The sequence below is a fragment of the Sphingopyxis sp. genome, from assembly GCF_035686825.1.
Taxonomy (GTDB): Bacteria; Pseudomonadota; Alphaproteobacteria; order Sphingomonadales; family Sphingomonadaceae; genus Sphingopyxis.
Window position 1 is genome coordinate 312929 of record NZ_DASRYZ010000002.1, and the last position, 25543, is coordinate 338471.

The 25543-nt window shown below is 66.3% G+C and carries 31 protein-coding genes; 18 read left to right on the forward strand and 13 right to left on the reverse strand.

The features are described from left to right. Positions 1-95: 95 nt before the first annotated feature. Entirely contained in the window at positions 96-524 is a 429-nt protein-coding gene (locus VFG17_RS02745) for a septal ring lytic transglycosylase RlpA family protein (RefSeq protein WP_325027929.1), read from the forward strand. Positions 525-527: 3 nt separating this feature from the next. On the opposite strand, the gene VFG17_RS02750 is transcribed toward VFG17_RS02745, so the two are convergent. After that, the gene (locus VFG17_RS02750) at positions 528-1457 is read right to left on the reverse strand and encodes a glutaminase (RefSeq protein ID WP_325027930.1); all 930 of its coding nucleotides are present in this window, start codon (positions 1455-1457) and stop codon (positions 528-530) included. A 99-nt stretch (positions 1458-1556) separates the two neighbouring features. On the opposite strand from VFG17_RS02750, the gene VFG17_RS02755 reads away from it, so the two are divergent. The 3 genes from VFG17_RS02755 to VFG17_RS02765 are packed head-to-tail and all read left to right on the forward strand — an operon-like array spanning position 1557 to position 2820. Further along, positions 1557-2030, forward strand: a complete 474-nt coding sequence (locus tag VFG17_RS02755) for a VOC family protein (protein WP_325027931.1) — start codon at positions 1557-1559, stop codon at positions 2028-2030. Continuing rightward, positions 2027-2353, forward strand: a complete 327-nt coding sequence (locus VFG17_RS02760) for a metalloregulator ArsR/SmtB family transcription factor (RefSeq protein WP_325027932.1) — start codon at positions 2027-2029, stop codon at positions 2351-2353. The genes VFG17_RS02755 and VFG17_RS02760 overlap by 4 nt, the downstream gene beginning before the upstream one ends. Further along, positions 2350-2820, forward strand: coding sequence for an SRPBCC domain-containing protein (locus tag VFG17_RS02765; protein WP_325027933.1), 471 nt, complete (start codon positions 2350-2352; stop codon positions 2818-2820). Before VFG17_RS02760 ends, VFG17_RS02765 begins: the two co-directional genes overlap by 4 nt. Positions 2821-2886: 66 nt before the next feature. On the opposite strand, the gene glpX is transcribed toward VFG17_RS02765, so the two are convergent. Then, positions 2887-3858 (reverse strand): class II fructose-bisphosphatase, encoded by a 972-nt coding sequence (glpX, locus tag VFG17_RS02770; protein ID WP_325028298.1) that lies wholly within the window; start codon positions 3856-3858, stop codon positions 2887-2889. A 141-nt stretch (positions 3859-3999) separates the two neighbouring features. On the opposite strand from glpX, the gene VFG17_RS02775 reads away from it, so the two are divergent. Further along, positions 4000-4413, forward strand: coding sequence for a hypothetical protein (locus VFG17_RS02775; protein ID WP_325027934.1), 414 nt, complete (start codon positions 4000-4002; stop codon positions 4411-4413). On the opposite strand, the gene VFG17_RS02780 is transcribed toward VFG17_RS02775, so the two are convergent. Then, the gene (locus tag VFG17_RS02780) at positions 4410-5741 is read right to left on the reverse strand and encodes a homoserine dehydrogenase (protein WP_325027935.1); all 1332 of its coding nucleotides are present in this window, start codon (positions 5739-5741) and stop codon (positions 4410-4412) included. The two genes, VFG17_RS02775 and VFG17_RS02780, sit on opposite strands and share 4 nt — an antisense overlap. A 219-nt stretch (positions 5742-5960) precedes the next feature. Next, on the reverse strand, positions 5961-6770 hold the full coding sequence (locus VFG17_RS02785; protein ID WP_325027936.1) for a hypothetical protein: 810 nt from the start codon (positions 6768-6770) through the stop codon (positions 5961-5963). A 341-nt stretch (positions 6771-7111) separates the two neighbouring features. Here VFG17_RS02785 and VFG17_RS02790 point away from each other — a divergent pair, with 341 nt between their 5' ends. From VFG17_RS02790 to VFG17_RS02805, 4 genes are all read left to right on the forward strand, one after another. Beyond that, positions 7112-7765: an energy transducer TonB gene (locus tag VFG17_RS02790; RefSeq protein WP_136175982.1), complete on the forward strand. Its 654-nt coding sequence runs from the start codon at positions 7112-7114 to the stop codon at positions 7763-7765. 55 nt (positions 7766-7820) lie between these two features. Continuing rightward, on the forward strand, positions 7821-8636 hold the full coding sequence (locus VFG17_RS02795) for a MotA/TolQ/ExbB proton channel family protein (protein WP_325027937.1): 816 nt from the start codon (positions 7821-7823) through the stop codon (positions 8634-8636). A 125-nt stretch (positions 8637-8761) separates the two neighbouring features. Beyond that, positions 8762-9283, forward strand: a complete 522-nt coding sequence (locus VFG17_RS02800; protein WP_325027938.1) for a biopolymer transporter ExbD — start codon at positions 8762-8764, stop codon at positions 9281-9283. A gap of 35 nt (positions 9284-9318) precedes the next feature. Next, complete coding sequence (locus tag VFG17_RS02805; protein ID WP_037555438.1) at positions 9319-9744, forward strand: ExbD/TolR family protein; 426 nt, start codon at positions 9319-9321, stop codon at positions 9742-9744. A gap of 403 nt (positions 9745-10147) precedes the next feature. On the opposite strand, the gene VFG17_RS02810 is transcribed toward VFG17_RS02805, so the two are convergent. The 4 genes from VFG17_RS02810 to VFG17_RS02825 all read right to left on the reverse strand — a co-directional run bounded on the left by VFG17_RS02810 (position 10148) and on the right by VFG17_RS02825 (position 12348). Next, on the reverse strand, positions 10148-10609 hold the full coding sequence (locus VFG17_RS02810; protein ID WP_325027939.1) for a DNA starvation/stationary phase protection protein: 462 nt from the start codon (positions 10607-10609) through the stop codon (positions 10148-10150). A 114-nt stretch (positions 10610-10723) separates the two neighbouring features. Next, positions 10724-11290 carry a hypothetical protein gene (locus tag VFG17_RS02815; protein WP_325027940.1) on the reverse strand — a complete coding sequence of 189 codons (567 nt, stop codon included), beginning with the start codon at positions 11288-11290 and terminating at the stop codon, positions 10724-10726. Positions 11291-11322: 32 nt separating this feature from the next. Beyond that, complete coding sequence (locus VFG17_RS02820; protein ID WP_325027941.1) at positions 11323-11652, reverse strand: hypothetical protein; 330 nt, start codon at positions 11650-11652, stop codon at positions 11323-11325. A gap of 51 nt (positions 11653-11703) precedes the next feature. Beyond that, positions 11704-12348, reverse strand: a complete 645-nt coding sequence (locus VFG17_RS02825; protein WP_325027942.1) for a GGDEF domain-containing protein — start codon at positions 12346-12348, stop codon at positions 11704-11706. A 458-nt stretch (positions 12349-12806) separates the two neighbouring features. Here VFG17_RS02825 and purE point away from each other — a divergent pair, with 458 nt between their 5' ends. The 8 genes from purE (at position 12807) to VFG17_RS02865 (ending at position 21211) form a co-directional block, all read left to right on the forward strand. Then, a complete protein-coding gene (gene purE / locus VFG17_RS02830) occupies positions 12807-13304 on the forward strand; it encodes a 5-(carboxyamino)imidazole ribonucleotide mutase (protein WP_325027943.1) in 498 nt (165 codons plus the stop codon). A gap of 9 nt (positions 13305-13313) precedes the next feature. Beyond that, positions 13314-14420: a 5-(carboxyamino)imidazole ribonucleotide synthase gene (locus tag VFG17_RS02835; RefSeq protein WP_325027944.1), complete on the forward strand. Its 1107-nt coding sequence runs from the start codon at positions 13314-13316 to the stop codon at positions 14418-14420. Positions 14421-14650: 230 nt separating this feature from the next. After that, on the forward strand, positions 14651-15142 hold the full coding sequence (locus tag VFG17_RS02840; protein WP_325027945.1) for a dihydrofolate reductase: 492 nt from the start codon (positions 14651-14653) through the stop codon (positions 15140-15142). Between the two features lie 3 nt (positions 15143-15145). After that, complete coding sequence (locus VFG17_RS02845) at positions 15146-16339, forward strand: dipeptidase (RefSeq protein WP_325027946.1); 1194 nt, start codon at positions 15146-15148, stop codon at positions 16337-16339. Next, the gene (locus tag VFG17_RS02850) at positions 16336-17265 is read left to right on the forward strand and encodes a bifunctional riboflavin kinase/FAD synthetase (RefSeq protein ID WP_325027947.1); all 930 of its coding nucleotides are present in this window, start codon (positions 16336-16338) and stop codon (positions 17263-17265) included. Before VFG17_RS02845 ends, VFG17_RS02850 begins: the two co-directional genes overlap by 4 nt. Positions 17266-17332: 67 nt before the next feature. Continuing rightward, the gene (gene ileS, locus VFG17_RS02855; RefSeq protein ID WP_325027948.1) at positions 17333-20248 is read left to right on the forward strand and encodes an isoleucine--tRNA ligase; all 2916 of its coding nucleotides are present in this window, start codon (positions 17333-17335) and stop codon (positions 20246-20248) included. Beyond that, the gene (gene lspA, locus VFG17_RS02860; protein ID WP_325027949.1) at positions 20245-20766 is read left to right on the forward strand and encodes a signal peptidase II; all 522 of its coding nucleotides are present in this window, start codon (positions 20245-20247) and stop codon (positions 20764-20766) included. The genes ileS and lspA overlap by 4 nt, the downstream gene beginning before the upstream one ends. A gap of 25 nt (positions 20767-20791) precedes the next feature. Next, the gene (locus tag VFG17_RS02865) at positions 20792-21211 is read left to right on the forward strand and encodes a DUF3035 domain-containing protein (protein ID WP_325027950.1); all 420 of its coding nucleotides are present in this window, start codon (positions 20792-20794) and stop codon (positions 21209-21211) included. 15 nt (positions 21212-21226) lie between these two features. On the opposite strand, the gene VFG17_RS02870 is transcribed toward VFG17_RS02865, so the two are convergent. Continuing rightward, complete coding sequence (locus VFG17_RS02870; RefSeq protein ID WP_325027951.1) at positions 21227-21574, reverse strand: helix-turn-helix domain-containing protein; 348 nt, start codon at positions 21572-21574, stop codon at positions 21227-21229. A gap of 89 nt (positions 21575-21663) precedes the next feature. Between VFG17_RS02870 and VFG17_RS02875 the strand changes: the two genes are divergently transcribed. Then, positions 21664-22098: a PaaI family thioesterase gene (locus VFG17_RS02875; RefSeq protein WP_325027952.1), complete on the forward strand. Its 435-nt coding sequence runs from the start codon at positions 21664-21666 to the stop codon at positions 22096-22098. Here the strand turns inward: VFG17_RS02875 and VFG17_RS02880 are convergent. The 4 genes from VFG17_RS02880 to VFG17_RS02895 are packed head-to-tail and all read right to left on the reverse strand — an operon-like array spanning position 22095 to position 25402. After that, positions 22095-22763 (reverse strand): hypothetical protein, encoded by a 669-nt coding sequence (locus VFG17_RS02880; protein ID WP_325027953.1) that lies wholly within the window; start codon positions 22761-22763, stop codon positions 22095-22097. The genes VFG17_RS02875 and VFG17_RS02880 overlap by 4 nt on opposite strands. After that, complete coding sequence (locus tag VFG17_RS02885) at positions 22760-23188, reverse strand: hypothetical protein (protein WP_325027954.1); 429 nt, start codon at positions 23186-23188, stop codon at positions 22760-22762. The genes VFG17_RS02880 and VFG17_RS02885 overlap by 4 nt, the downstream gene beginning before the upstream one ends. Beyond that, on the reverse strand, positions 23185-25113 hold the full coding sequence (gene dxs, locus VFG17_RS02890; protein ID WP_325027955.1) for a 1-deoxy-D-xylulose-5-phosphate synthase: 1929 nt from the start codon (positions 25111-25113) through the stop codon (positions 23185-23187). Before dxs ends, VFG17_RS02885 begins: the two co-directional genes overlap by 4 nt. A 46-nt stretch (positions 25114-25159) precedes the next feature. After that, entirely contained in the window at positions 25160-25402 is a 243-nt protein-coding gene (locus tag VFG17_RS02895; protein ID WP_325027956.1) for a hypothetical protein, read from the reverse strand. Positions 25403-25543 lie beyond the last annotated feature (141 nt).

The following is a 25543-nucleotide window of genomic DNA, read 5'->3' on the forward strand; positions in this document are numbered from 1 at the left end:
CTTTCGAACGCGAAATATATTCAGTTTAACGCGCGGCGGCTTGTTTCGGCAGGCCGCCGCTGCTTTTGGCGCTCTCACCGAAAAGGGAGGATGCCATGCGGGCTCTTGTAACCATGGTGATGCCGCTGATGCTCGTTGCGTCGGCCGCTGCACAGGACAGTGACGCCGCTGCCATTCCCGCCGTCGCGGCCAGCGCGATTCCCCTTGCCGACATTATCGAAGAAACCGAAATCGACGGCGGCATGGCGAGCTATTACGGCAACGAGCTTGCCGGCAACCGCACCGCGAGCGGCGAGCGGTTCGATCCCGGTCAGCTGACCGCGGCGCACCGCACATTGCCCTTCGGCAGCAAGGTGCGCGTCACCAACATGACCACCGGCGACAGCGTGATCGTCCGCATCAACGACCGCGGTCCCTTCGCCCACGGCCGCGTGATCGACGTCAGCCACGCCGCGGCGCGCGAAATCGGCATGCAGCGCAGCGGTACCGCGCGGGTGAAGCTGGCGCTGCTCGCCGACGACTGAGGCTCAGTCGAACACCGACCAGCCGGCCGCATAGGCGAAATGTTCGAGCGCGACCGCGCCGGCGAGCGACGTTCCCGCTTCGTTGAGCGCAGGCGACCAGACCGCGATCGATCCCTGCCCCGGCGCGATGCAGAGGATGCCGCCGCCGACGCCGCTCTTGCCCGGCAGGCCGACGCGGAAGGCGAATTCGCCGCTATTGTCGTAATGACCGCACAGCATCATAATCGCGTTGATGCGCCGCGCGCGGTGCGGCTCGATCAATTGCTCGCCGGTGAGCGGATCGCGGCCCTCCATCGCGAGGAACAGCCCGGCGCGCGCGAGCTGGCAGCACGACATGGCGATCGCGCATTGGCGGAAATAGACGCCGACGACGGTTTCGACCGGATGCGTGAGGTTGCCGAAGGCGTCCATGAAATGCGCGAGACTGCGGTTGCGCGCGCCGGTGTCGGATTCGGAGAAAGCGACGTCGAAGTCGATTTCGACGCTGTCGTCTCCCGCCCGCGCACGCATGAAATCGACGATCTCATCGACGGTCGCATCGCCGCTCCGGCCGTCGATCAGCCGGTCGGTCGTCGCGAGCGCCCCGGCGTTGATCAGCGGGTTGCGCGGTATGCCCTGCTCGCTTTCCAACTGAACGATCGAGTTGAACGCCGAACCCGATGGCTCGCGTCCGACGCTGTCCCAAAGCGCGCTGCCGACACGGCGGAGGGCAAGCGCGAGCGTGAAGACCTTCGACACTGACTGGATCGAGAAGGGCTCGTCGGCGTCGCCCGAGCTGTGGACGGTGCCGTCGGGGAGGGCGAGCGCGAAGCCGAGCTTGTCCGGATCGACCTTCGCCAGCGCGGGAATATAGTCGGCGACGCGCCCTTTTCCGAGCTGCGCGGCGGCGCGTGTCATCGCTTCGTCGATATGGTGGCGGAGGTCGTCGGTCATCGCGCTGCTTTATCATCTTGACGCATATCGGCGAGTATTTTCATTTTTGTGAAAATATTCTATAATTGAGAAATCATATGGCGAATCGGGAGACAGGACATGGCCGATCATCCGCGTTCCAAGGGGCTTTCGAGCGCCGTCTGCTACAAGGACGCGAAGGCGGCGTTCCGCTGGCTGGAGGACGCGTTCGGGTTCGAGCCCGTCTTCGTGCTGCTCGACGATCAGGGCAATCTCGCGCACAGCGAGATGGAATATGGCAATTCGTCGATCATGATCGGCAATGAATGGTCGGACGAGCATCGTAGCCCCGCGAATCTCGGCGGCAAGAATAGCCAGACGGTGCACGTCCAGCTCGGCCGCGGCGAGGATATCGATGCGCATTGCGAGCATGCGCGCGCCGCCGGCGCCGACATCGTCGCCGAACCCGAAACGCAATTCTACGGCGACCGCACCTACCGCGCCAAGGACCCCGAGGGGCATATTTGGACATTCGGCGTCACGGTCGAGGACAAGAGCGCCGACGAGTGGGACGCGGCGGGCGGCTTCACGACCAAGACGCGGCTCGACGATTGAGCGCCGCGCTCGACCGGATGCTGGGCGCGCTCGCCGACCCGAAACGGCGGCGCGCGATCGCATTGCTGGGCGAACGCCCGCGCAGCGCGGGCGAGCTGGCGGGCGCGCTCGGCCTCGCGCCGCCCGCGATGAGCCGGCATCTGCGCGCGCTGAAGGAAGGCGGGCTGGTCGAGGACGGGCATCCGACCTTCGACGCGCGCGTGCGCATCTATCGATTGAAGGACGGCGCGACCGCCGAGCTCAAGCAATGGCTCGCCGAGACCGAGGCGCTGTGGTCGCACCAGCTCGCCGCGTTCAAGGCGCATGTCGAGGGCGGTCCATGAGCGGGGCGGCGGTGATCGTCGCGCTGCGCGTCGCGGCGACTCCGCAAGCGGCGTTCACGGCCTTCACGCGCGATATCGGCCAATGGTGGCGGAGCCATCCCCTGTTCCAGCTTTCGCGGCACGGCGACGGCGCGCTGCGCTTTGATCCCGCGGGGCCGGGCGGGCGGCTCGTCACGCGCTTCGACGATGGCGCCGAGTGGGAGATCGGCGCGGTGCGCCACTGGCTGCCGGGTGAGCGGCTGACTTTCGCCTGGCGCCTGCCGAGCTTCCGCGACGACCAGACGACCGAGGTCGATGTGCGCTTCGAGGCGGTCGGCGCCGAAACGCGCGTGACCGTCGAGCATCGCGGCTGGGACGCCATCCCGCAAAGCCACGTCGCGCGGCACGGGTTCGAGCTGATGCTGTTCCAGCGGCGGCTGGGGGAATATTGGCGGGGGTTGCTGAAGGGGATGCGCGCGCGGCTTTGAGCTGATCTCCCCTCCCGCTTGCGGGAGGGGAGAAGGATGACAGCTTCAGCCGCCTTCAACCCATCTTCAATGCGACCGGTGCTCGCCCTTGACCCAGCGCACGGTGCCGGACGAGGCGCGCATCACGACCGTTTCGGTGGTCATCACGCCGTCGCGGCGGCGCTTGACGCCGCGTAGCAGCGATCCGTCGGTGACCCCCGTCGCGGCGAAGATGACGTCGCCCTTGGCGAGGTCTTCGAGGTCGTAGACGCGGTCGAGATCCTCGATGCCCCATTTCTTCGCGCGCTTGCGCTCGTCGTCGTTGCGGAACAGCAGGCGGCCCTTGAACTGGCCGCCGACGCAGCGCAGCGCCGCGGCGGCGAGCACGCCCTCGGGCGCGCCGCCCGACCCCATATAGATGTCGATATTGGTGTCGGGGTTGGTCGTCGCGATCACGCCGGCGACGTCGCCGTCGGGGATCAGCGCGACGCCGCAGCCGATCGCGCGCAGTTCGGCGATGATCGCCTCGTGGCGCGGGCGATCGAGTACGCAGACGATGATCTGTTCGGGCTTGCAGCCCTTCTCGCGCGCGACCGCCTCGACATTCTGGCGCACGCTGTTGTCGAAATTGACGACATCGGGCGAATAGCCGGCGCCGACCGCAAGCTTGTCCATATAGACGTCGGGGGCGTTGAGCAGGCAGCCTTCCTCGGCGATCGCGAGCACCGCGAGCGCGTTGGGGCCGGCCTTGGCGGTGATCGTCGTGCCTTCGAGCGGGTCGACCGCGATGTCGATCTTGGGCCCCTTGCCCGGCGCGTTGCCGACCTTCTCGCCGATATAGAGCATCGGCGCCTCGTCGCGCTCGCCCTCGCCGATGACGATCGTGCCGTCCATATAGAGGGTGTTGAAGGCGGTGCGCATCGCCTCGACCGCGGCGGCGTCGGCGGCTTTCTCGTCGCCGCGGCCGATCAGCTTCGCGGCGGCGATCGCCGCGGCTTCGGTGACGCGCACCATTTCGAGCACGAGCACCCGGTCGAGGTTGCTGCCGGTATCCGTCATCTCGATCACTCTCCGTCTTTACTTGCTGCGCCGCGTCGGCATGGTGGGCGCCATATGGTCGCCCGCGCCACTTGTCGAGAACGCTTCGCCCGATTCGGTGCCGCTTTCGCCCTGAGCTGTGTCATCGCGATGACCGGGGCGATGACCGGCGCCATGATCGCGATGGCGCCAGCCGCGGCGCAGGTGCAGGGGCCGCCCGCCCCGCCGCCGCCGCGCGATGCCGAAAGCGCCGCGGCCAACGCGAAGGAGCTGGTCGACCCGATCCGGCGCTGCAAACCCGCCGAAGACGGATCGATCAACGTGTGCGGCACCGACACCGAACGCCACCGCCTGACCCCCGAATTGCGCGCGATCGCGAACGAGGGGCGCGAGGCGCCGCCCAAGCTGCCGCGCGCCGAAGCGAGCGCGATGACGCTCGACAAGCTGCCCTATAACTGGATCTCGATCGGCGGCCGGATGAAGCCGGGCCCCGAATATAATGCGCTCTATGAAATGGCGAAGGAGCGCACCGACCCCGAGAACGGCGAGCCTGCGGCGCCGGAAGAAGAGCCTTAAAGCGCGAGGATCGGCATATGCATCGGTGCGCCGACGACATAGTCCGACGCGCCGAGGATGCCGAGCGCCGCGTGGATCGCGCTCGCCGGGCCTTCGTGGGTGACGAGCACGATCACGACGCCGTCGCCGTCCTCGCTGCCGCGCTGGATCAGGCTTTCGATCGACACGCCGGCGTCGCGCATCGCCGTCGCGATTTCGGCGAGCACGCCGATCCGGTCCTCGACGATCAGGCGGACATAATGTTTGCCGACGCGCGCGCCGGCATCGGCGGCGGGCGCCGCGTCGAGCGCGTCGACGGGCATCGCGAAGGCGGGGCCATATTCGTCGCGCGCGATGTCGATGATGTCGGCGACGATGGCGGACGCGGTCGGTCCCGCGCCGGCGCCGGCACCTTCGAAGAAGAGGCGGCCGACGAAATTGCCCTCGGCAACCACGGCGTTGAGCGCGCCGGGGACATAGGCGAGCGGATGGTCGGCGGGGACGAGGCACGGCTGGACATGCTGGTAGAGGCCGCCGCCTTTGTCGGCGCCGTCGCGTTCGGCCATGCCGATCAGGCGGACGCGGTGGCCGAGCGCTTCGGCTTCGCGAATGTCGGCGGCGATCAGCCCGCGAATCCCGTCGGCGGTCACCGCGTCGATGTCGAGCCTCGTGCCGAAACAGAGCGCGGCGAGGATCGACAATTTATGCGCGGCGTCGATTCCGTCGACGTCGAAGCTCGGGTCGGCCTCGGCATAGCCCTCCGCCTGCGCGGCGGTTAGCGCGTCGGCGAAGCTGGCGCCGTCGCGTTCCATGCGGGTCAGGATATAATTGCAGGTGCCGTTGAGGATGCCATAGACGCGCGCGATCTCGTTCGCCGACGCGCCCTCGCGGATCGCCTTGATGACGGGAATACCGCCCGCGACCGCGGCTTCATATTTGAGCGGCGTGTCCTTTTCCTCGGCGATCCGCGCGAGGTCGAGCCCGTGATGCGCGATCATCGCCTTGTTGGCGGTGACGAGCGCCTTGCCCGCGCCGAGCGCGTGGCGCGCGAGCGTCAGCGCCGATCCGTCGGCGCCGCCGATCATCTCGACGACGACATCGACGTCGTCCGCCGCGACGATCGCGTCCATATCATCTTCCCAGCGATAGCGGGTCAGGTCGACGCCGCGGTCCTTGTGCCGGTCGCGCGCCGACACCGCGACGATCTCGATCGGCCGGCCCGCGCGGCGCGCGATCAGTTCGCGGTTCGCCTCGAGCAGCCGCACCACACCGCCGCCGACGACGCCGATCCCCGCGAGCGCGACGCGCAGCGGCGGACGGGGAGCGGTCGGGGCGGAATAGGGCGACATGCGGGGGGACTCCATAAAACTACGGAGCCTCGCCCCGCCATCGCGAGCGCCCTATCGGCTTTTCCGGGCGAAACAAGGAAGCTTTTCTGTTGCCGCGATGCGAAAACGTGCGGCACCGGCCCGCTCCCCCCGCCCGGCCTCCCTCACGATAGTAGCCTATGGGAGGCCGGGCGGGGGAGCGGGCCGGTGCCGCCTTCGCCGCCAGGCGAAGAAGTTCTATCAATCCACCAGTGGCTTGCGCGTGCGTGTGCAGTCGCCGAGCGCGCCGAGAATGACGGCATAGTCCGACGCCGCCTTGCGCCGGTCCTCGGGCGGGGTTCCCGCGAGCTTGTTGAGCGGCAGCTGGCGCGGCAGGCCGCAGGCGAGACGATACCAGGCGAGCGTGTCGCGCGCCGGCACCGCCGCCGAACCATCGACGATCTCGCCGAACGCCGCCGCCCAGCGCCGCGATCCGTCGGCGGCGGTCAGCACGGTGAGCGATACGGGGTCGCCGGTCGAGGTGTTCAGGAACAATTGCGTCTCGCCCTCGCCGGGAAGCGTCCCCGGGACATGGAAGCCGTTGGCAATGCCGGTGATCGCGGGTGGCGCGCCGGGCTTGACCAGCTCGGTCAGTATCGCGCGCAATTGCGCTTCGGTCGCGGAATCCCACGGCAGCTGGGCGTCGGGGGCGATCAGGCGGACGCTGCCGGTGCTGTTGGCGCCCGCTGCCGAACCCGCGACGGGGCCGGCGAAAATCAGCACCGGCTGCTTCTTCTTGAGCTTGGGCGGCTTGCCCCGCGCATCGAGCGGCAGGTCGACGAGATAGGAGATTCGCGACGCGAGCGGGCCGCTGCCGCGAATCAGGCTGACGACGTCGGCTTCGACGTAGAATCGGACGTGACCCGCCGCGACTCCGGGCGCTCGCTCGGGTTTCAGGTCGGTCGCGTCGCGGATGCGCGCGTGCAGGACGATCGGCGCCGCGGTCGCCAGATCGGCGATGTCGGCATAGGTGTAGGGGCTTGCCGCCGCGGCGCCCGCTGGCGCCTGCATTGCGGAAACGCTTGGGATTCCAAAGCTCAAGGTCAATATGCCGGCGATAGCGGCCGGGTGAGGGAGGCGCATGGTCGATCTACTTTCCATCATCTGTGACACCGGTATCGGCGCCTGAATCCCCATCATGGGACATGGCACATTAACCGCTGATAAAGGGTTTGCGAATGTGCCGCCACCGCGATAGGACGGGCCGCGAAGCGTCCGGCGAAAACATAATAAGCCGGATGTAGCGCCGTCGGGTCTGTGAAAACGCATCGGAAATCATCCGGGCATTTGGCAACCGTCCCGAGGGTTGGGAATTGGTGTCAGGATGATCTAGCAAGGAGCGTCGTCCCTGAATGGCTTATGGTGATAATGTCGACCCTAAAAACAGGGTAGTGGCGATTGTCTTGGTTGGTCTGTTTACGGCAGTTCTGGGCTATGGCCTGGTTAACGGCTTGAATATCAGTATCGTCAAGAAGATCGCCGAAAAATTGGATGTGGTGGACGTCGAAGAGCCGCCGCCGCCGGAGGAGCCGCCGCCGCCGCCGCCGCCGGACAACAAGCTGCCGCCGCCGCCGCCGGTCGTGACGCCGCCGTCGCCGATTCCGCCGCCGGTGACGACCAATACGGTCCAGTCGGTGCCGAAAGCGCCGCCGACGCCGCCGCCGCCGGTCTTCACGCCCCCGGCTCCCCCGGCTCCGCCGGCGCCGGACCTCAGCCAGGCCGGTACGCCGCGTGGCAACCCGGGCCGCTGGGCGACGAACGACGACTATCCGGCGCGCGCCATGCGTGAAGAACGCGAAGGCACGACGGGTTTCCGCGTGACTTATAATGTCGAGGGCCGCGTGACCTCGTGCGACGTGACCTCGTCGAGCGGACACGCCGATCTCGATGCCGAAACCTGCAAGCTTATCCAGCGCCGCGGCCGGTTCAATCCGGGCAAGGATCGCGCGGGTAACCCGACGGGCGGCACCTACAGCAACCGTATCCGTTGGCAGATTCCGCGCTGATCGGCGCCGGACCACCTGTTTTCGATTTTGAATATTTTGAGAGGGAATTTCCTATATGTTTAATCTGATCGCAAATGCCGCCGCTGCGGCGCCGGCTGCCGCTCACGACGCAGGCATGAGCCTGATGCCCGCATCGATGTGCGTGAAGGAAGAAGGCCAGAACCCCTACGGCCTCGTCCCCGCGCTCTGCGAAGGCGGCATCGTGTCGCAGGTCACCTTCCTCGTCCTGCTGATCATGTTCATCGGCACGCTCTACATCCTGTTCACCAAGCTGTTCGAGCAGAACAAGGTGATCAACCAGGGCAAGCAGGTCGACGCCAATTTCTGGCGTGCGCCGACGCTCGCCGACGGCGCGTCGAAGCTCGAAAAGAACAGCGCCTATCGTCAGGTCGTCGAAGACGGTCTGCGCGCCAACGAAGAGCATAACAAGCTGACCGACCCCGTCGAAGCCCACGACTGGATGCACGGCACGCTCGAGCGTTCGCAGAACCACATCAACTCGAAGCTCAACTCGGGCCTCGCCTTCCTCGCGACCGTGGGTTCGACCGCGCCGTTCGTCGGTCTGTTCGGTACCGTTATCGGTATTCTCCGCGCGCTCGTGAAGATCGGTGCGTCGGGTCAGGCGTCGATCGACACCGTCGCCGGTCCGGTCGGTGAAGCGCTCATCATGACCGCCATCGGCCTGATCGTCGCGGTTCCCGCGGTGCTCGCGTTCAACTGGCTGCAGAGCCGCAACAAGTCGATCGCCCGCCGTCTGTCGACCTTCTCGAACGACGTGCTCGGTTCGATCATGTCGAACGGCCAGGTGAAGCCGGCGACGCTCGCCCCGGCGAAGGCCGCTGCTCCGGCCGCGGCGCCGAAGAAGGCCTGATTGGTTCCTGGATTTCCGCCCTTCGCCGCGCGGCGAGGGGCGGGGTCCGCTGGACAAGGGCGCGGCGCCGGTGGCGCGACGACCCAAGGTCCGTGACAGTAATTTTGTGACAGGATGCTAATCCTATGGCGATGAGTGTAGGCGACAGTGGCGGTGAAGACGCCCCGATGTCCGAAATCAACACGACCCCGCTCGTGGACATCATGCTTGTGTTGCTCATCATCTTCCTCATCACGGTTCCCGTGGTGCTGGAGACGGTGAACCTCAAGCTGCCCGACGTGGTCTTCGAGCCGACGACGACGAAGCCCGAAAATGTGCTGCTGTCGATCCGTTCGGCCGATACCGACGGTGACGGCGAGCCCAATGCCGACAGCAGCGCGTGCGAAGTCTATTGGGGCCAGACCCCGGTCGATTCGCGGCAGCTGCTCGAACGCGGGCAGGCAAAGCTTGAAAAGCTGCTCGAAGATATTGGCGGGCCGCAGAACATCACCGAAGAGAACTTCCCCGAAGTGCATATCCGCGGCGACGTGAACACGCCGTACCAGTGCATCGGCGGCGTGATCTATACGATGCAATATGCCGGCTTCCAGAAGATCGGGTTCATTTCCGAACCGGCTCCTGGCTCGGGCACGGTGGGTCGCCTCTAAGGCGGCCTTCCGTTTAGGAATGAAGGAATAATCGCATGTCCATGGCAGTTGGAGATCGGGACGAAAACGAACCGATGATGGACATGAACACGACGCCGCTTATCGACGTCATGCTCGTGCTCCTCATCATGTTCATCATCACCATCCCGGTCCAGACCCACGCGGTGAAGATCGACCTGCCGGTCCCGACCGACAGCCAGAGCAATGTCGACCCCGAGAAGAACAAGGTGATGATCGACCCCGCGGGGACGATCACCTGGAACGGAACGCCGGTCGACCTTGCGCAGCTGGCGCAATATCTGGAACAGACCAAGGCGCTGCCGGTCGAACCCGAATTGCAGGTCCAGCCCGACCCCTATGCGCGCTATATCGTCGTCGACAATGTCATGGCGGTGATCAAGCGCAGCGGCGTCGGCAAGCTCGGCTTCGTCGGCAACGAACAATATGCCCGCGTCTTCTGATTTCTGATCGGAAGCCGTCAGGCGAAAATGGAAGGGGCCGCGAAGCAATTCGCGGCCCTTTTCCTTTGTCGGCGCGGAGTGACTGCTTTCGCGCGGTAGTTGCCATTTAATCCTCCCTGCGGCGAGGCCGTGGGGAGGGGGACCGCCGCGAAGCGGTGGTGGAGGGGCGGAGACGTCGCGCCATTGGCGCCTCCGTCAGCGCTTCGCGCCGCCACCTCCCATCGCTGCGCGACAGGGAGGATCTTCCCCGCTTCGTCATCCCGGACTTGATCCGGGATCCATCCTTCCACCGTTGCGCGAATGGACCCCGGATCAAGTCCGGGGTGACGAAGCGAGGGTAGTTTGCCGTCCGCTTCCCACCCCGAAGCGGACGCAATCTGTCCGCACCGGGAGGAGCGTCGGCTCAATAGCCGAGCGTCGCCTCGAGGAACCAGATGCGCTGCTGCGTCTCGTCGGCCCAGCCGTCGACCAGCCCGCTGGTCGCGATGTCGCCATCGGCTTCGGCAGCCGCCTTCACTTCCTTGAGCTGGCCGAGCAGCAGCTTGTTGTCGTCGGCCAGCTTGCGGATCATCGTCTCGGCATCGGCGTTCGCGCTATCGTCGTCGCGGATCGAAGCGCGGCGGCCTATATCGCCGATCGAGCGCAGCGTCGGCGCGCCATTCTTGCGCACGCGCTCGGCGATCAGGTCGGTCGTCGCGAAAATCTGCGCCGCCTGTTCGTCGAACAGCAGGTGCAGTTCGCGAAAGCGGGGGCCCTGAACGTGCCAGTGATAATTTTTGGTCTTGAGATAGAGCGCGAAGCTGTCGGCGAGCAGCGCGTTGAGCGCGTCGGCGACGGCGGGAGCATTGTTGGTCTTCTCGGACATGGGAGCATCCTTTCTGTTACCCCGCCGATATAGCGAAGCGGGATGACATTTTCCCATTGAAGCTTCGGATGAGCATCATCGACAAAAACGATGAAACTCATTCCTATCGATCGATCAGCCGATCAGTCCGAAGGCGCCGAGCGCGGTGCGCAGGCCCCAGATCATCAGGATCCCCGCGGCCGCCCAGCGCAGGCCGCGCGCCGCGCGCCGCTCGGCGAGCGCCGGCCCGAAAGCGAGGAAAGGCAACATCGACAGCGTCCAGCCGACGAGCCCGCCCGCCGCCGCCCATTGCCCCGCGCCGCTGGTCGCGGCGAGCGCGGCGATCAGGAAATGGCTGCGGTCGCCGAACTGGTTCGCGAGCATCCGTCCCGCGAATAGCGGCGCCGGCGCGTCGCCATCTCCTTCCTCACGAGCGGGCTTCATCGGCCACAATAGCGCCACCGCGGCCGACAGCATCGCGAGCGTGACGAGCAGGGCGGCGACGCCCTGGCCGATCATCCGGTTCGCGATCGCCCCGGCGGTCGCGGCGACGACCGCATTGATGATGAAAGCGCCGAAGGCGATGCCGACGGTGATGCGCCGGTCGCTGCGCACGCTGACGAGTCGCGACAGCGCGATTCCGCTGCGCCCGTCGGCATTGGCGAGCAGCACCGCCACCAGCGCGAGCATGATTGCGTCCATGACGTCGGATCTGGATCGTCAGGCGTGCGGGGTCAATGCCCGAGCCGGCTCGCCACCGATGCCAGCCACGCCTCGTGCGCAGCCGCCGGCATCGGCCCGCGCGGCGCCTGCACCGCGTCGCTCATCGCGTCGAGATAGGTCAGGATCGCGGCGCGATAGCCGCCGCCCGCCACCGCCGATTCGAGGCGGCTCGCCAGCGTTTCGACCGCGGCGAAGCCGTTGTCGCGCGCAAGGCAGCGAATATCGTCGATCCCCTGCACGATCTGCGCCAGCGCGCAATGCGGCAAGGCTTCGGCGAGTGCGCCGATCTGGCCGGTGATCCGGTTCTGAATGTCGAGATATGGGTCGGTCTGGTTTCGCATCGTCCACCCCCTGTCGTCAGGGAACGATGCGCCCTTTTGGTTAACGCGCGGTTAGCGGTGACCCACAGGCCCGCCCTGTCCCTGCTTGCAGCGATACATGTCGCGGTCGGCGGCCGCCAATATGTCCGATTCGTTCATTCCCGTCTGGAGCATCGCGACTCCGAAACAGGCGGACAGGGCGATCTCGTGCCCGTCATAATGCGCGGGCGCCGCGGTCAGCACGTCGCACAGCCGCGTGACCTGCGCGCGCGCGCCGTCCTCGCTCGACTGATCGAGGATCAGGCCGAATTCGTCGCCGCCGATGCGCGCCGCGACGTCGGTCGCGCGGATCGAACCCGCGAGCCGCTTGGCGATTTCCATCAGCGCGAAATCGCCCGCGGCATGGCCGAAATTGTCGTTGATATATTTGAGCTGGTTGACGTCGATGAAGACGACCGCGGCACGCTCGGCGTGGCGTTCGAAGCGTGCCATGCGGTGGTGAATCGCGGTCAGGAAATAACGGCGGTTGAACAGCGGGGTCAGCGTGTCGCGTTCGGACACGCGCTCCAGTTCGGCGACGGCGATCTTCAACACGCGGTTCTCGCGGCGCAAGGCGTCGCGTTCCCGGCGTATCTCACGCAGCTGGTCCTCAATGGAGTCAACGGGTACGGCGGCGAACTGGTCGACCGCGATCCGTGCCCCCCCTATGCTATCCATGCCTTGTCCCCGGCGCGCCCTACCCCTCCACCGGCGGGATGCCGACGGATATGATGCGGCAACCCTAGCCGCGACTTGATACCAATCGGTAAACGCGCCCGACATCAATTGCACGGCGTTGCCCGCGCGAAGCGCAGCCGTCAGAGCCTGTCTTGTCGAGATGGAAACATCGCGACGGAGCAGATTTTGGCCCATAGCGAGGCGCGAGGAGGGAGCGATGTTCTCGCATCGTGACCGACGAGCAACGCTGCAATGGGCCAAAATCGGCCCGCCCCGAAGGGGTCGCGTTGGGGGGACTGCTGGACGGCGTCGCGGCGCTTGCACGGGCAACCTGCCCGCGCGGCGCCCCGTTCCTTGCCAGCAATCCCCCCAACGCGATCTCGATGCTTCCATCTCGACAAGACAGGCTCTAGGGGGAAGGCGGCGGCGATTCATGCCGCCGCAGGAGGGATTGGGCGATGGGCGACAACGCACCGCAAGTCGGTGTCATCATGGGCAGCCAGTCGGACTGGCCGACGATGGCACACGCGGTCCAGATCCTCGAAGAATTGGGCATCGCGCACGAAGTGCAGATCGTCTCGGCGCACCGCACCCCCGACCGCCTCGTCACCTATGCCAAGAGCGCGGCCGAGCGCGGGCTGAAGGCGATCATCGCGGGCGCGGGCGGCGCCGCGCATCTGCCCGGCATGGTCGCGTCGATGACGCGCGTGCCCGTGCTCGGCGTCCCCGTCCAGTCGGCGGCGCTGAGCGGCGTCGACAGCCTCTATTCGATCGTCCAGATGCCCGGCGGCATTCCGGTGGCGACCTTCGCGATCGGCAAGGCGGGCGCGACCAACGCCGGCCTCTTCGCCGCAGCGCTGCTCGCCAACGAGGATGCGGCCCTCGCGGACAAGCTGGTCGCGTGGCGCGAGACGCAGACGAACAGCGTCGCCCCCGTTCCCGTTCGCGAAGGCTAGGACCCCGACTTGCTACCTCCCGGTTCGACGATCGGCATCCTCGGCGGCGGCCAGCTCGGCCGGATGCTGGGCCTCGCGGCGGCGCAGCTCGGCTACAAGGTCCATGTCTATGCCCCCGATGCCGAAAGCGTCGCGGCCGAAGTGACCGCGCATCACACGCAGGCGGCGTGGGACGACGAGCCGCGCCTCGCGGCCTTTGCCGCGCATTGCGACGTCATTACCTATGAATTCGAAAACGTCCCCGTCGACACGGTGCGCTTCCTGTCGGGGCATGTCGCGATCCGCCCCGGGCACGAGGGACTGGAAATCGCGCAGGACCGCCTCGCCGAAAAGAATTTCGTCGCCGGCCTCGGCGGCCGTCCCGCGCCCTTTGCCGCGGTGCCGGGTCGCGCCGCGCTCGATATGGCGCTCGAACAGGTCGGCGCGCCCGCGATCCTCAAGACGGTGCGCATGGGCTATGACGGCAAGGGGCAGGCACGGCTCGGGACGTCGGGCGACGCCGATGCGGCATGGGAAGCGATCGGCCGCCACGCCGCGGTGCTCGAAGGCTTCGTGACCTTCGCGCATGAATTTTCGGTGATTCTCGTCCGCGGTATCGACGGCGAGGTTCGCTTCTGGGATTCGCCCGTCAACGTCCATGAGGGCGGCATCCTCGCCACCTCGAGCCTGCCGCCGCCGCAAATCGTTGCCGATCAGCAGGAGGAAGCCCGCGCGCTGATGGCGAAGATCGCCGAGGAGCTCGACTATGTGGGCGTCCTCACCGGCGAATTTTTCGCGACGGACAATGGCCCCGTCTTCAACGAGATGGCGCCGCGCGTCCACAACAGCGGCCACTGGACGATCGAGGGCGCGGTGACCAGCCAGTTCGAAAATCATATCCGCGCGGTCGCGGGCCTGCCGCTCGGCGGCACCGCGACGCGCGCGCTGCCCGTCACGATGCGCAACCTGATCGGCGCCGGCATCGCGGATGTCCCCGCGCTGCTCGCCGACGAAAATTGTCACGTCCATCATTACAGCAAGACCGAGGTGCGCGACGGGCGCAAACTCGGCCACGCCACATGGGTTGGAGCCTCTCCCAAAGGGTCCGTACTCGATTGCAGCAGCGTCGAGGTTTGAAGCAAAATGGCCCAGTGCGAGGAGAGAAGGCGCAGACATATGCCGATATTTCAAGGCTTCTCGACGAAGCAATGGGCCATTTTGATCAAATCCCTTCGGGACGCTCAAATGGCTTCCATCTCGGCCCGAAAGTCGCTTGGAAAGGCAACCAGCCTTCCCGGCGCGTCTTTCGGCTCGATCTGTTCGCCATTTGAGCGCCTCGACGCTGCTGCAATCGAGTACGGACCCTTATGAACCGACCCGAAATCACGCTGATCCTCGCCCGCGCGGCCAATGGCGTGATCGGCGCCGGCGGCAAGATGGCGTGGCACCTGCCCGCCGACCTTCGCCGCTTCAAGCAGCTCACCATGGGCCGCCCGATGATCATGGGGCGCAAGACCTTTGACAGCCTGCCCGCGATCCTCGAAGGCCGGCGCCACATCGTCATCACGCGCGATCCCGAATGGCAGGACGAAGGCGCCGAGCCGGTCGGCACGATCGAGGAAGCACTGAAGCTCGCCAACGCGCCGCATGTGATGGTGATCGGCGGCGCCGAAATCTATCGCCTCTTCCTGCCGCTCGCCGACCGCATCGAGCTGACCGAAGTCGCGCTCGAACCCAAGGGCGACGCGAGCATCGATTATCCCCCCGCCGCCGACTGGCGCGAGACGGCGCGTGAGGACCATCCCGCCGACGAGGCCGGCCGCCCCGCCTACAGCTTCGTCACGCTGGCGAGGAAATAGGCGATGCGCCGCTGGATCATCGGCATCCTGCTCATCGTCGCTCTCGCCGCGCTCGCCTTTTTTGCGCTGGCTCCGGGCATGATCGAACGCGGAATGAATCAGATCGACGGCAAGCCGCTGCCGCAGGTCAGCGCGCGCGCGCAGGCGCTTCACAAGACGCTGACGATCGTCGACCTGCACAGCGATACCCTGCTCTGGAAACGCAGCATCCTCGACCGCGCCGAGCGCGGCCATATGGACCTGCCACGGCTCGAGGACGGTAACGTCGCGCTGCAGGTGCTCGCGAGCACGACCAAGTCGCCCAAGGGGCAGAATTACGACGCCAATAGCGGCGACACCGACAATATCACCAGCCTGGTGATCGCGCAGCTCCAGCCCGTGCGGACGTGGAATTCGCTGCTCGAACGCTCGCTCTGGCACGCCGAAAAGCTGCACCGCGCGGTTGCCGATTCGGCGGGCGCGCTGCGCGCGGTCGATGCGCCCGAGGATCTCGACACGCTGCTCGCCGCGCGCGGGGGCAAGGCGCCGCCCATCGGCGCGATGCTCAGCATCGAGGGGCTGCACGTCCTCGAAGGCAAGCTCGCCAACCTCGACAAGCTTTATGCCGCCGGCTTCCGCATGGCGGGGCTCACCCATTTCTTCGACAATGACCTCGCGGGATCGATGCACGGCCTCAAGAAGGGCGGGCTGACGCCGCTCGGGCGGCAGGTGGTCGAAACGATGGAGGCGAAGGGCATGATCGTCGACATCGCGCATTGCTCGGTCGCCTGCGTCGCCGACATCCTTCAAATGGCGCGCCGCCCCGTGGTATCGAGCCACGGCGGGGTGCAGGCGACGTGCCAGGTCAACCGCAACCTTTCCGACGAACAGATACGCGGCGTCGCCGCGACGGGCGGGCTCGTCGGCGTCGGCTATTGGGACGCCGCGGTCTGCGACACCTCGCCCGCGAGCATCGCGAAGGCGATGAAGCATGTCCGCGACCTCGTCGGCATCCGGCATGTCGCGCTCGGCAGCGATTATGACGGCGCCACGACGGTGCGCTTCGACACGTCGAAGCTGGTGCAGGTGACGCAGGCGCTGATCGACGCGGGGTTCAGCGACGACGAAATCCGCGCCGTCATGGGCGGCAACGCGATCCGCGTGCTGGGGGCGGGGCTCGTGCCCCTCACGCCGCCGCCCTCGATTTCGGCGCCATGATCCGCCTCGACGGCCACGACCGCATCGAAGGGCGCTTGCGCGGCGGGGTGATCGCGCTCGGCAATTTCGATGGCTTTCACGCCGGGCATCAGGCGGTCGTCGGCCGCGCGGTCCATCATGCGAAGGACGAGGGGCTTCCCGCGATCGTCGCGACCTTCGACCCGCATCCGGTGCGCTTCTTCAAGCCCGACGTCCCGCCCTTCCGCCTGACCACGCTCGACCAGCGGCAGGAACTCTTTGCCGAAGCGGGCGCCGACGCGATGCTCGTCTTGCCCTTCGACGCCGCGCTCGCGGGGACGACGGCCGAGGATTTCATCACCGGGCTGCTGCTCGATCGCTATGGCGCCGCGGGGGTCGTCACCGGCGCCGACTTCGTCTTCGGCAAGGGCCGCGGCGGCGATGTCGTGACGCTCGCCGACCATGCGCGCCGCCTCGGCTTCTTCACCGAAATGGTCGCGCCGGTCGACGACGCCGCGGAGGTGATCTCGTCGAGCCGCATCCGCGAGGCGCTGAAGGCGGGCGACTGCGCCACCGCGGCGCGCCTGCTCACGCGCCCCTTCACCGTGCGCGGCACCGTCCAGCATGGCGACAAGAACGGCCGGCTGCTCGGCTTTCCGACCGCCAACCTCGAAATGGGGCAGTATCTGCGCCCGCGCTACGGCATCTACGCCGTTACAGGCCGCCTGCCGGATGGCCGCGTGCTGAAGGGCGCCGCCAATTTCGGTATCCGCCCGAGCTTCGACCCGCCGAAGGAGCTGCTCGAACCGCATTTCTTCGACTTCGCCGAGGATCTGTACGGGCAGGAAATCGACGTGGCCTTCCACGCCTTCATCCGGCCCGAGGCGAAGTTCGAGAATATGGACGCGCTGATGGCGCAGATCGCGGCCGATTGCGACGAGGCCCGCAGGCTATTGGCCGACGTCTGACGACGCAGCTATCATCCCGCTCCCAATTTCTTTGCTCCCGCCCAAATCTGCGCTAAGCGCCGCGACCATGACCGACGCTCTCGACTACCGCGACACCGTCTTCCTGCCCAAGACCGACTTCCCGATGAAGGCCGGCCTGCCGCAGAAGGAACCGCTGATTCTGGCGAAATGGCTCGAGGGCGATCTCGAGGGGCAGATTCGCGAGAGCCGCAAGGGCCGCGACCAGTTCATCCTCCACGACGGCCCGCCCTATGCCAATGGCGACATGCACATCGGCCATGCGCTCAACCATATCCTGAAAGACATGGTCGTCCGCACCCAGACGCTGAAGGGCAAGGACGCGCCCTATGTGCCCGGCTGGGACTGCCACGGCCTGCCGATCGAGTGGAAGGTCGAGGAGCAGTATCGCAAGAAAAAGCTCAACAAGGACGAGGTTCCGGTCGAGGAATTCCGCGCCGAATGCCGCGCCTATGCCCAGCATTGGGTCGACACCCAGCGCGAGCAGTTGAAGCGCCTCGGCATCGGGGGCGACTGGGACCATCCGTACCTGACGATGGATTATGAGGCCGAGGCCACCATCGTGCGCGAGCTGCTCAAATTCGCCGCGAACGACATGCTCTATCGCGGCGCCAAGCCGGTGATGTGGTCACCGGTCGAAAAGACCGCGCTCGCCGAGGCCGAGATCGAATATGAGGATATCGTTTCGACCCAGATCGATGTCGCGTTCGAGATCACGGAAAGCCCGATCGCCGAACTGGTCGGCGCGCATGCGGTGATCTGGACGACGACCCCGTGGACGATCCCGGTCAACCAGGCTTTGGCCTATGGGCCGGAGGTTGAGTATGTGATGGCCGAAGTAGACGGCCGAGGCTATCTGGTCGCTCTGCCGCTATTGGTGGAATTTTCGCGCCGTGCATTTCCGGGCAAATTTGGCATCCGGCCGCAAGAGGATGGCACGGGAGTGATGACCGCGCCTCACATTGTTTGGCAGGGCAAAGGCTCCGACCTCGCCGACTCCATCGCCCGTCACCCGATGCACGCGCTCGGCGGCTTCTTCGCGCGCCCGCGGCCCTTCCTCGCGGGCGATTTCGTCACCACCGACAGCGGCACCGGCCTCGTCCATATGTCGCCCGACCATGGCGAGGATGATTTCGACCTGTGCAAGGCGAACGGGCTCGACCCCGTCTTCGCGGTCGAGGGCGACGGCAAATATCGCGCGGACTGGGGCTGGCTCGGCGGTCAGGGCAGCGTCATCAACCCGAAGTTCAACGCCCCCGACGGCCCGATCTGCACCGATCTGCGCGAAGCCGGCGGGCTGTTGGCCGCCAGCGCCGACTACAAGCACAGCTATCCGCACAGCTGGCGCTCGAAGGCCAAGGTCATCTATCGCTGCACGCCGCAATGGTTCGTGCCGATGGACAAGGTGATGACGCATATCGAGCCCAAGGCGCCGCGCGAGCAGCGCTGGGAGTCCGAAGGCGGCGCGATCAACCCCGCCGAGGAAGGTCTTTGCGACGCGCCGACGCTGCGGCAGGCCGCAATGCATGCGATCGATCGCACGCGCTTCGTTCCCGAAAAGGGCCGCAACCGCATCGGCAGCATGGTCAAGGACCGCCCCGACTGGGTGCTGAGCCGCCAGCGCGCGTGGGGCGTGCCGATCACGCTCTTCGTCGACCGCAAGACCGGTCATTATCTGAACGACCCGATCGTCAACGACCGCATCGTCGCGGCCGTCCGCGAGGGCGGCGTCGACGCATGGTCGGACGCGCGCGCGCAGGAGTATCTCGGCGCTGCCTATGACGCCGCGAACTACGAGCGCATCACCGACATTCTCGACGTCTGGTTCGATTCGGGCTGCACCCACGCCTTCGTGCTGGAAAGCGGCCGCTGGCCCGCGCTCGTGCGCCACGATGGTTCGACGCACAGCGCCGACCTCTACCTCGAAGGCAGCGACCAGCATCGCGGCTGGTTCCAGTCGTCGCTGCTCGAAAGCTGCGGCACGCGTGGGCAGGCGCCGTACAAGGCGGTGCTGACGCACGGCTTCACGATGGATGCCAAGGGCTTCAAAATGTCGAAGTCGCTCGGCAACACGATCAGCCCGATCGACCTGATGCGCGACTATGGCGCCGACATCCTCCGCCTGTGGGCGCTGTCGGTCGACTTCACCGAGGACCACCGTATCGGCAAGGAGATCCTGACCGGCGTCGCCGACCAGTATCGCAAGCTGCGCAACACCTTCCGCTACCTGCTCGGCGCGTTGGAAGGTTTCACCGAAGAGGAACGCGTCACCGACGTTGCGGCGATGCCCGAGCTCGAACGCTATATGCTGTCGCTGCTCGCCGACCTCGATGCGAAGATGGCCCGCGCGGTCGATGATTTCGACTATAACAGCTACACGCGCCTGCTCGCCGATTTCTGCAACGAGGACCTGTCGGCCTTCTATTTCGATATCCGCAAGGACGTCCTCTACTGCGACCTCGGCCCCGCCGCACCCCTCGGCACCGACACGCGCCGCGCCTATCGCAGCGTGCTCGACATCCTGTTCCACGCGCTCGTCCGCTACGCCGCGCCGGTGCTGGTGTTCACCAGCGAGGAAGTGTGGGGCACGCGCTATCCCGACGCGGGCAGCGTCCATCTGCTGGAGTGGCCGGTAATCAACGCCGCGTGGAACGACGCCGCGCTCACCGCCAAATGGGCGGGCGTGCGGACCCAGCGCGAAGCGGTGACCGAGGCGATCGAGCCCTATCGCCGCGAAAAGACGATCCGCTCGAGCCTCGAAGCCGAGGTGACGATACCCGATCCCGCGCTCGACCCCGCGGCGCTCGAAGAGGCGTTCATCGTATCGGTCGCGCGCGCGGGCAACGAGCTGACCGTCACCCGCACCGAAAACCATAAATGCGGCCGCTGCTGGCGCCACCTGCCCGAGGTCGAGACCGACGGCAGCTTGTGCAATCGCTGCGACACGGTATTGACTTCGGCATGAGCAGCACATTTTCGCCCTATCTGCGCTTCGGCCTGATTTTCGCCGCCGCCGCCTTCATCCTCGACCAGATCGTCAAATGGGTCGTCACCGTCCCCCTGTCGCTCGAAGCCAAGGGGCAGATCGAGCTTGCGAGCATCTTCAACCTGACCTGGGCGGAAAATTGCGGCATTTCGCTGTCGATGTTCGCGAGCTGCACCGACACGACGCGCTGGACGCTCGTCGCGGTGACCGGGATCGTCGCCGCCGCGGTCGCCTTCTGGATGACGCGCGAACAGGCGAAGGGCGATGTGATCGCGCTCGCGATGATCCTCGGCGGCGCGCTCGGCAATATCGTCGACCGCGTGCGCTTCGGCTATGTCGTCGACTTCGCCGACCTGCATTTCGGCGATTTCCGCCCCTTCATGATCTTCAACGTCGCCGATGCGTGCATCACGCTCGGCGTGCTTTTGCTGGTTGCGCGCGCGCTGCTCTTGGGCGAAAAGGCCCCAGCCGCGGACGCCACGCCGTCCGCCGAGTAAACGGGGCGCATAGGAGTTTTTTGACGTGAACCGGACCACCGCCATCCTGGCAGCCTCGATATTTGCCACCACCCTGTCGGCCTGCGGGTCGAACAGCCTGTTCAGCCGCGACCGCCCCGACGAGATGATGGTGTCGCGTCAGGCGCCGCTCGTCGTGCCGCCCGATTTCGCGCTGACCCCGCCCGCGCCGGGCACCGCGCGCCCCGGCGGCGAATCGACCGCCGAACAGACGCTGCGCGCGCTCTTCGGCGGCGCGTCGCAGCGCAGCGCGAGCGAGACGCAGATCATCGGCGCCGCCGACGGCCAGCGCGCCGACCCCGGCATCCGCAGCGCGGTCGGCAGCCCCGGCACGCAGGTCGTCGACAAGGGCCTCGTCGTCCGCGACATCCTCGCCGCCCCCGAAGGCGACGGCCGCGACGCGCAGGCCTCGATCCCGGGCGCCTGAGCCAGCCCTCGGATTTCAATAGATCGACGGCCCGGCATCGCCCGGGCCGTTTTCTTTTGCCCGGCGCGGCAGCCATATGTCGCCCCACGCCTTGATCGCGTCATAGGTGGGGCGCAGCGCCTCGCCCGCGGGCGTGAGGCGGTACAGCGCGCGCTTGCCCTCGGGCGGCACCCGCTCGAGGACCCCGGCCGCGACCATCCAGCCGAGCCGCGAGGTCAGCGCGGCGCGCGAAATGTCGAGCCGGCCGAGGAAATCCTCGAAACGATCGATCCCCAGAAACGCTTCGCGCAGGATCAGCAGCACCCAGCGGTCGCCGAGCAGCCGCGACGCGCGGCCGACGGCGCAGGGCGAACGCGAGGGCACATAATCCTTCATAAGTCTGGATTTAAGACTTGACGCCATCACGATGCAAGCGGCAATAAGTCTGTATTGCAGACTTAAAGGGATGGATCATGCGCGGACACCGCTTTGCCAGCAACGACGAGGCTGTCGCCTATATGAAAAGCGTCGCGGTCGATGCGTCGGGCTTTACCGCCTTCCTCGGCGTCGAACCGCTGCGCTGCTTCGATGGCGAGGCCGAATTGCTGCTCGCGCTCCGCCCCGACATGACCCAGCATCACGGCTATGCCCATGGCGCGATCGTCGGGCTGATGGCCGACAATGCCTGCGCCTGGGCGGCGTCGAGCGTCATCGGCGACGTCGTCACCGGCAGCTATACGATCAACTTCCTCGCCCCCGCGCAGGGCAGCCGGCTGCGCGCCAAGGGCAGCGTGGTCAAGGCGGGCAAGCGGCAGGCGATCGTCCGCGCCGACGTCTGGGCCGAAAGCGAAGGCGAGGAACCGCGCCGCTGCGCGATCGCGCAGGCGACGATCGTCCCCGTTGGCTAGCTGAACAGGCTCGACAGCAGGAACATCGCGGCGAGGCTTTCGACCATCGCGCGCGACGCGTGGCCGAACGCTCTGAGGCGCCCGCATTTCAGATGCTGGTTGAACCAGGCGGTCTGCAAAAAGCCGAACCAGAGCAGCGCGAAAAGCACGAGCGCCCCGCCCGCAAGCACCGACCAGTCGTGCGCGAGCTTGATCAGGATCACCGCGCTCCCCAGCATCATCGCCAGCACCGCGGCGACATAGCATTGGCTGTAAAAGGGCGCGCGCAGCGTGTCGCGGTTGACCTGCAATGTCTGCGCGCGGACCATCCGCGTCGCCATCATCACCGGAAACAGGCTGTAGGTGACGATGCGCAGCATGATCAGGTCGGTGTTGGTGCTGACGAAGGCCGACAGCCCGACCTTGCTCGCGACCACCGCGTCATTGCCGACCAGCGCGATCTCGGCGGCGTGGACGATGATCAGCGACAAGAGCAGGAACAGCGGCGGGCTCAGCGTGTCGGTATATTGCTGGTCGCTCGCATCGCCCTGCTCGCTGTCCGAATAATCCATCATCTTGAGCGGGTGCACGAGCGTGCGCCACAAGGTGATCGGATAAAAGACCAGCCACGACATCACCTCGTACAGCAGCTCGTCGAGCGATTGCAGGAGGTTGAAGAAGTTCATGCCGCCGACCGCGCCAGCAACCGACGGCCGTCCGACAGCCAGCGGGCGTAATTGCGCACCGTCGTCGCAGCGTCCCGCGGCCAGTCGGGGAAATCATCGTAACTCACTGCAAAGGCCTTGCAGAAATCGCCGAACCAGTCGCTCTGATTTTCCGGATCGATCGGCATGTCTTCCAGATAATCGTCATCTGGATGCGGCGTGAGCTCGACACCCCAATGGGAATATTCTTCGGTGAATATGGTCCAGACGAACTCGGCGATATCCGGCTCGCAATCGGCGGCGAGCGTGGCGAGAAATTCTTCCCGGCCCGGATTCGGCCGTCGTTCGACCAACGCGAGCGCCTGAATTTTCCATTTTCGGGCCGTGAAAACCCACAACAGCAGATATAGTCCGACGCAGCCAGCGGCGAACCACCAGCCGTTCAAGCGCGCGCGCCCGCTTCCTCGACCCCCGCGCTGTTGTGGCGCAGCGCCTTCAGCACCGTGTCGACAATCTGCGGCGCGTTGAGCCCCGCCGCGTCATATTGCAGTTCGGGCTTGTCCTGGTCCTGAAAGACGTCGGGCAGGCGCATCGTGCGCAGTTTCAGCCCCGCGTCGATCAGCCCCTCGTCGCTCGCGAGCGTCAGCACATGCGCGCCGAGCCCGCCGATGCTGCCTTCCTCGATCGTCACGCAAACCTCGTGCGCGGCGAGCGTCTTGCGAATCAGCTCCTCATCGAGCGGCTTGGCGAAGCGCAGGTCGATCACGCTCGTCGACAGCCCGCGGGCTTCGAGCGTGTCGGCTGCCTTGAGCGCCTCGGCGAGCCGCGTGCCGAGCGAGAAGATCGCGACGGTCTTGCCGCTGCGCACGACCCGCCCCTTGCCGATCGGAAGCTTCTCGGGAACCGCGGGCAGCGCCACCCCGGTGCCGTTGCCGCGCGGATAGCGGAAGGCGATCGGGCCGGCATCATATTCGGCGGCGGTATAGGTCATATGGACGAGTTCCGCCTCGTCGGCGGCCGCCATCACGACAAAATTGGGCAAGGTCGCCAAATAAGTGACGTCGAACGAGCCGGCGTGCGTCGAGCCGTCGGCGCCGACGAGCCCCGCGCGGTCGATCGCGAAACGCACCGGCAGATTCTGGATCGCGACGTCGTGGACGACCTGATCATAGGCGCGCTGGAGGAAGGTCGAATAGATCGCCGCGAACGGGCGCATGCCTTGGGCGGCGAGCCCCGCCGCGAACGTCACCGCATGCTGCTCGGCGATGCCGACGTCGAAGCTGCGCTCGGGATGCGCCTTCGCGAATTTGTCGATCCCGGTCCCCGACGGCATCGCCGCGGTGATCGCGACGATGCGCTCGTCACTCTCGGCAAGCTTCGCGAGCGTTTCGCCGAAGACATTCTGATAGGCAGGCGGTCCGGGAGGCGCCTTGGCCTGCTCGCCGGTGATGACGTCGAATTTCTGGACGCCATGATATTTGTCGGCGGCGGCCTCGGCGGGGGCATAGCCCTTGCCCTTCTTGGTCACCGCGTGGATCAGCACCGGGCCATGCTCGCTGTCGCGGACATTTTCGAGCACCGGGATCAGATGTTCGAGATTATGCCCGTCGATCGGCCCGACATAATAGAAGCCGAGTTCCTCGAAGAGCGTCCCGCCCATCGCCATGCCGCGCGCATATTCGTCGGTCTTTTTCGCCGCCTTGTGCAGCGGCTCGGGTAGCTTGCGCGCAAAGCGCCGCGCGATCTCGCGCAGCTCGACGAACGGCCGCGACGACACGAGCTTCGCCAGATAGGCCGAAAGCCCTCCGACAGGCGGCGCGATCGACATGTCATTGTCGTTGAGGATGACGATCAGCCGGTTGCCCGCCTGCTTGGCGTTGTTCATCGCCTCATAGGCCATGCCCGCCGACATCGACCCGTCGCCGATCACCGCGATCGCGCGTCCCGGCGCGCCGGTCAGCTTGTTCGCGACCGCGAAGCCGAGCGCGGCGCTGATCGAGGTCGAGCTGTGCGCCGCGCCGAACGGATCATATTCGCTCTCGCTGCGCTTGGTGAAGCCCGAGAGCCCGCCGCCGGTCCTGAGCGTCCGGATGCGGTCGCGTCGCCCGGTGATGATCTTGTGCGGATAGCATTGGTGGCCGACATCCCACACGATCTTGTCGCGCGGCGTGTCGAACACATAGTGGAGCGCGGTGGTCAGCTCGACGACGCCGAGCCCCGACCCCAGATGCCCGCCCGTCGTGCCGACCGCCGAGATCATCTCGGCGCGCAATTCGTCGGCGAACTGGCGGAGGTCTTCGGGCTTCAGCTTGCGGAGGTCGGCGGGGACATCCACCGTGTCGAGCAGCGGCGTATGCGGACGATCGGTCATCGCGCTGTCATACTGGTAACCGCCGATAGTGTCGAACGAAAAGGGATCAGTCGCGCTCGCTCGGTTCGCCCTCTTCCTCGCGCCGTTTGGCGGCATCGACCTGCGCATAGAGCCCGCGCACCATCAGGTCGGTGAACACCAGCATCACCCCGACCATGCCGAGAAAAAGCGCCACCGCGACCGCGGGCAGCGGCCCGACCGTCTCGACGCCCTCCTTCTTCATCACCGCCGCCAGCAGCGCGGAGGCGGCCATGAAGCCATAGCCGATCAGGCGCGGAATCCGGCTCATGCCGGGCGAATCCGGGGCAGCCCAAGGGAACCAATGACGGAGCGGGGGAATATGAGAGCGGCGAAGGAGCGTCGTGACATGAAAGCCACATGCGGCGAAATGCGTGCCTCCGCAAGACGAAGCCGTTGCAAAGGCGCGTCG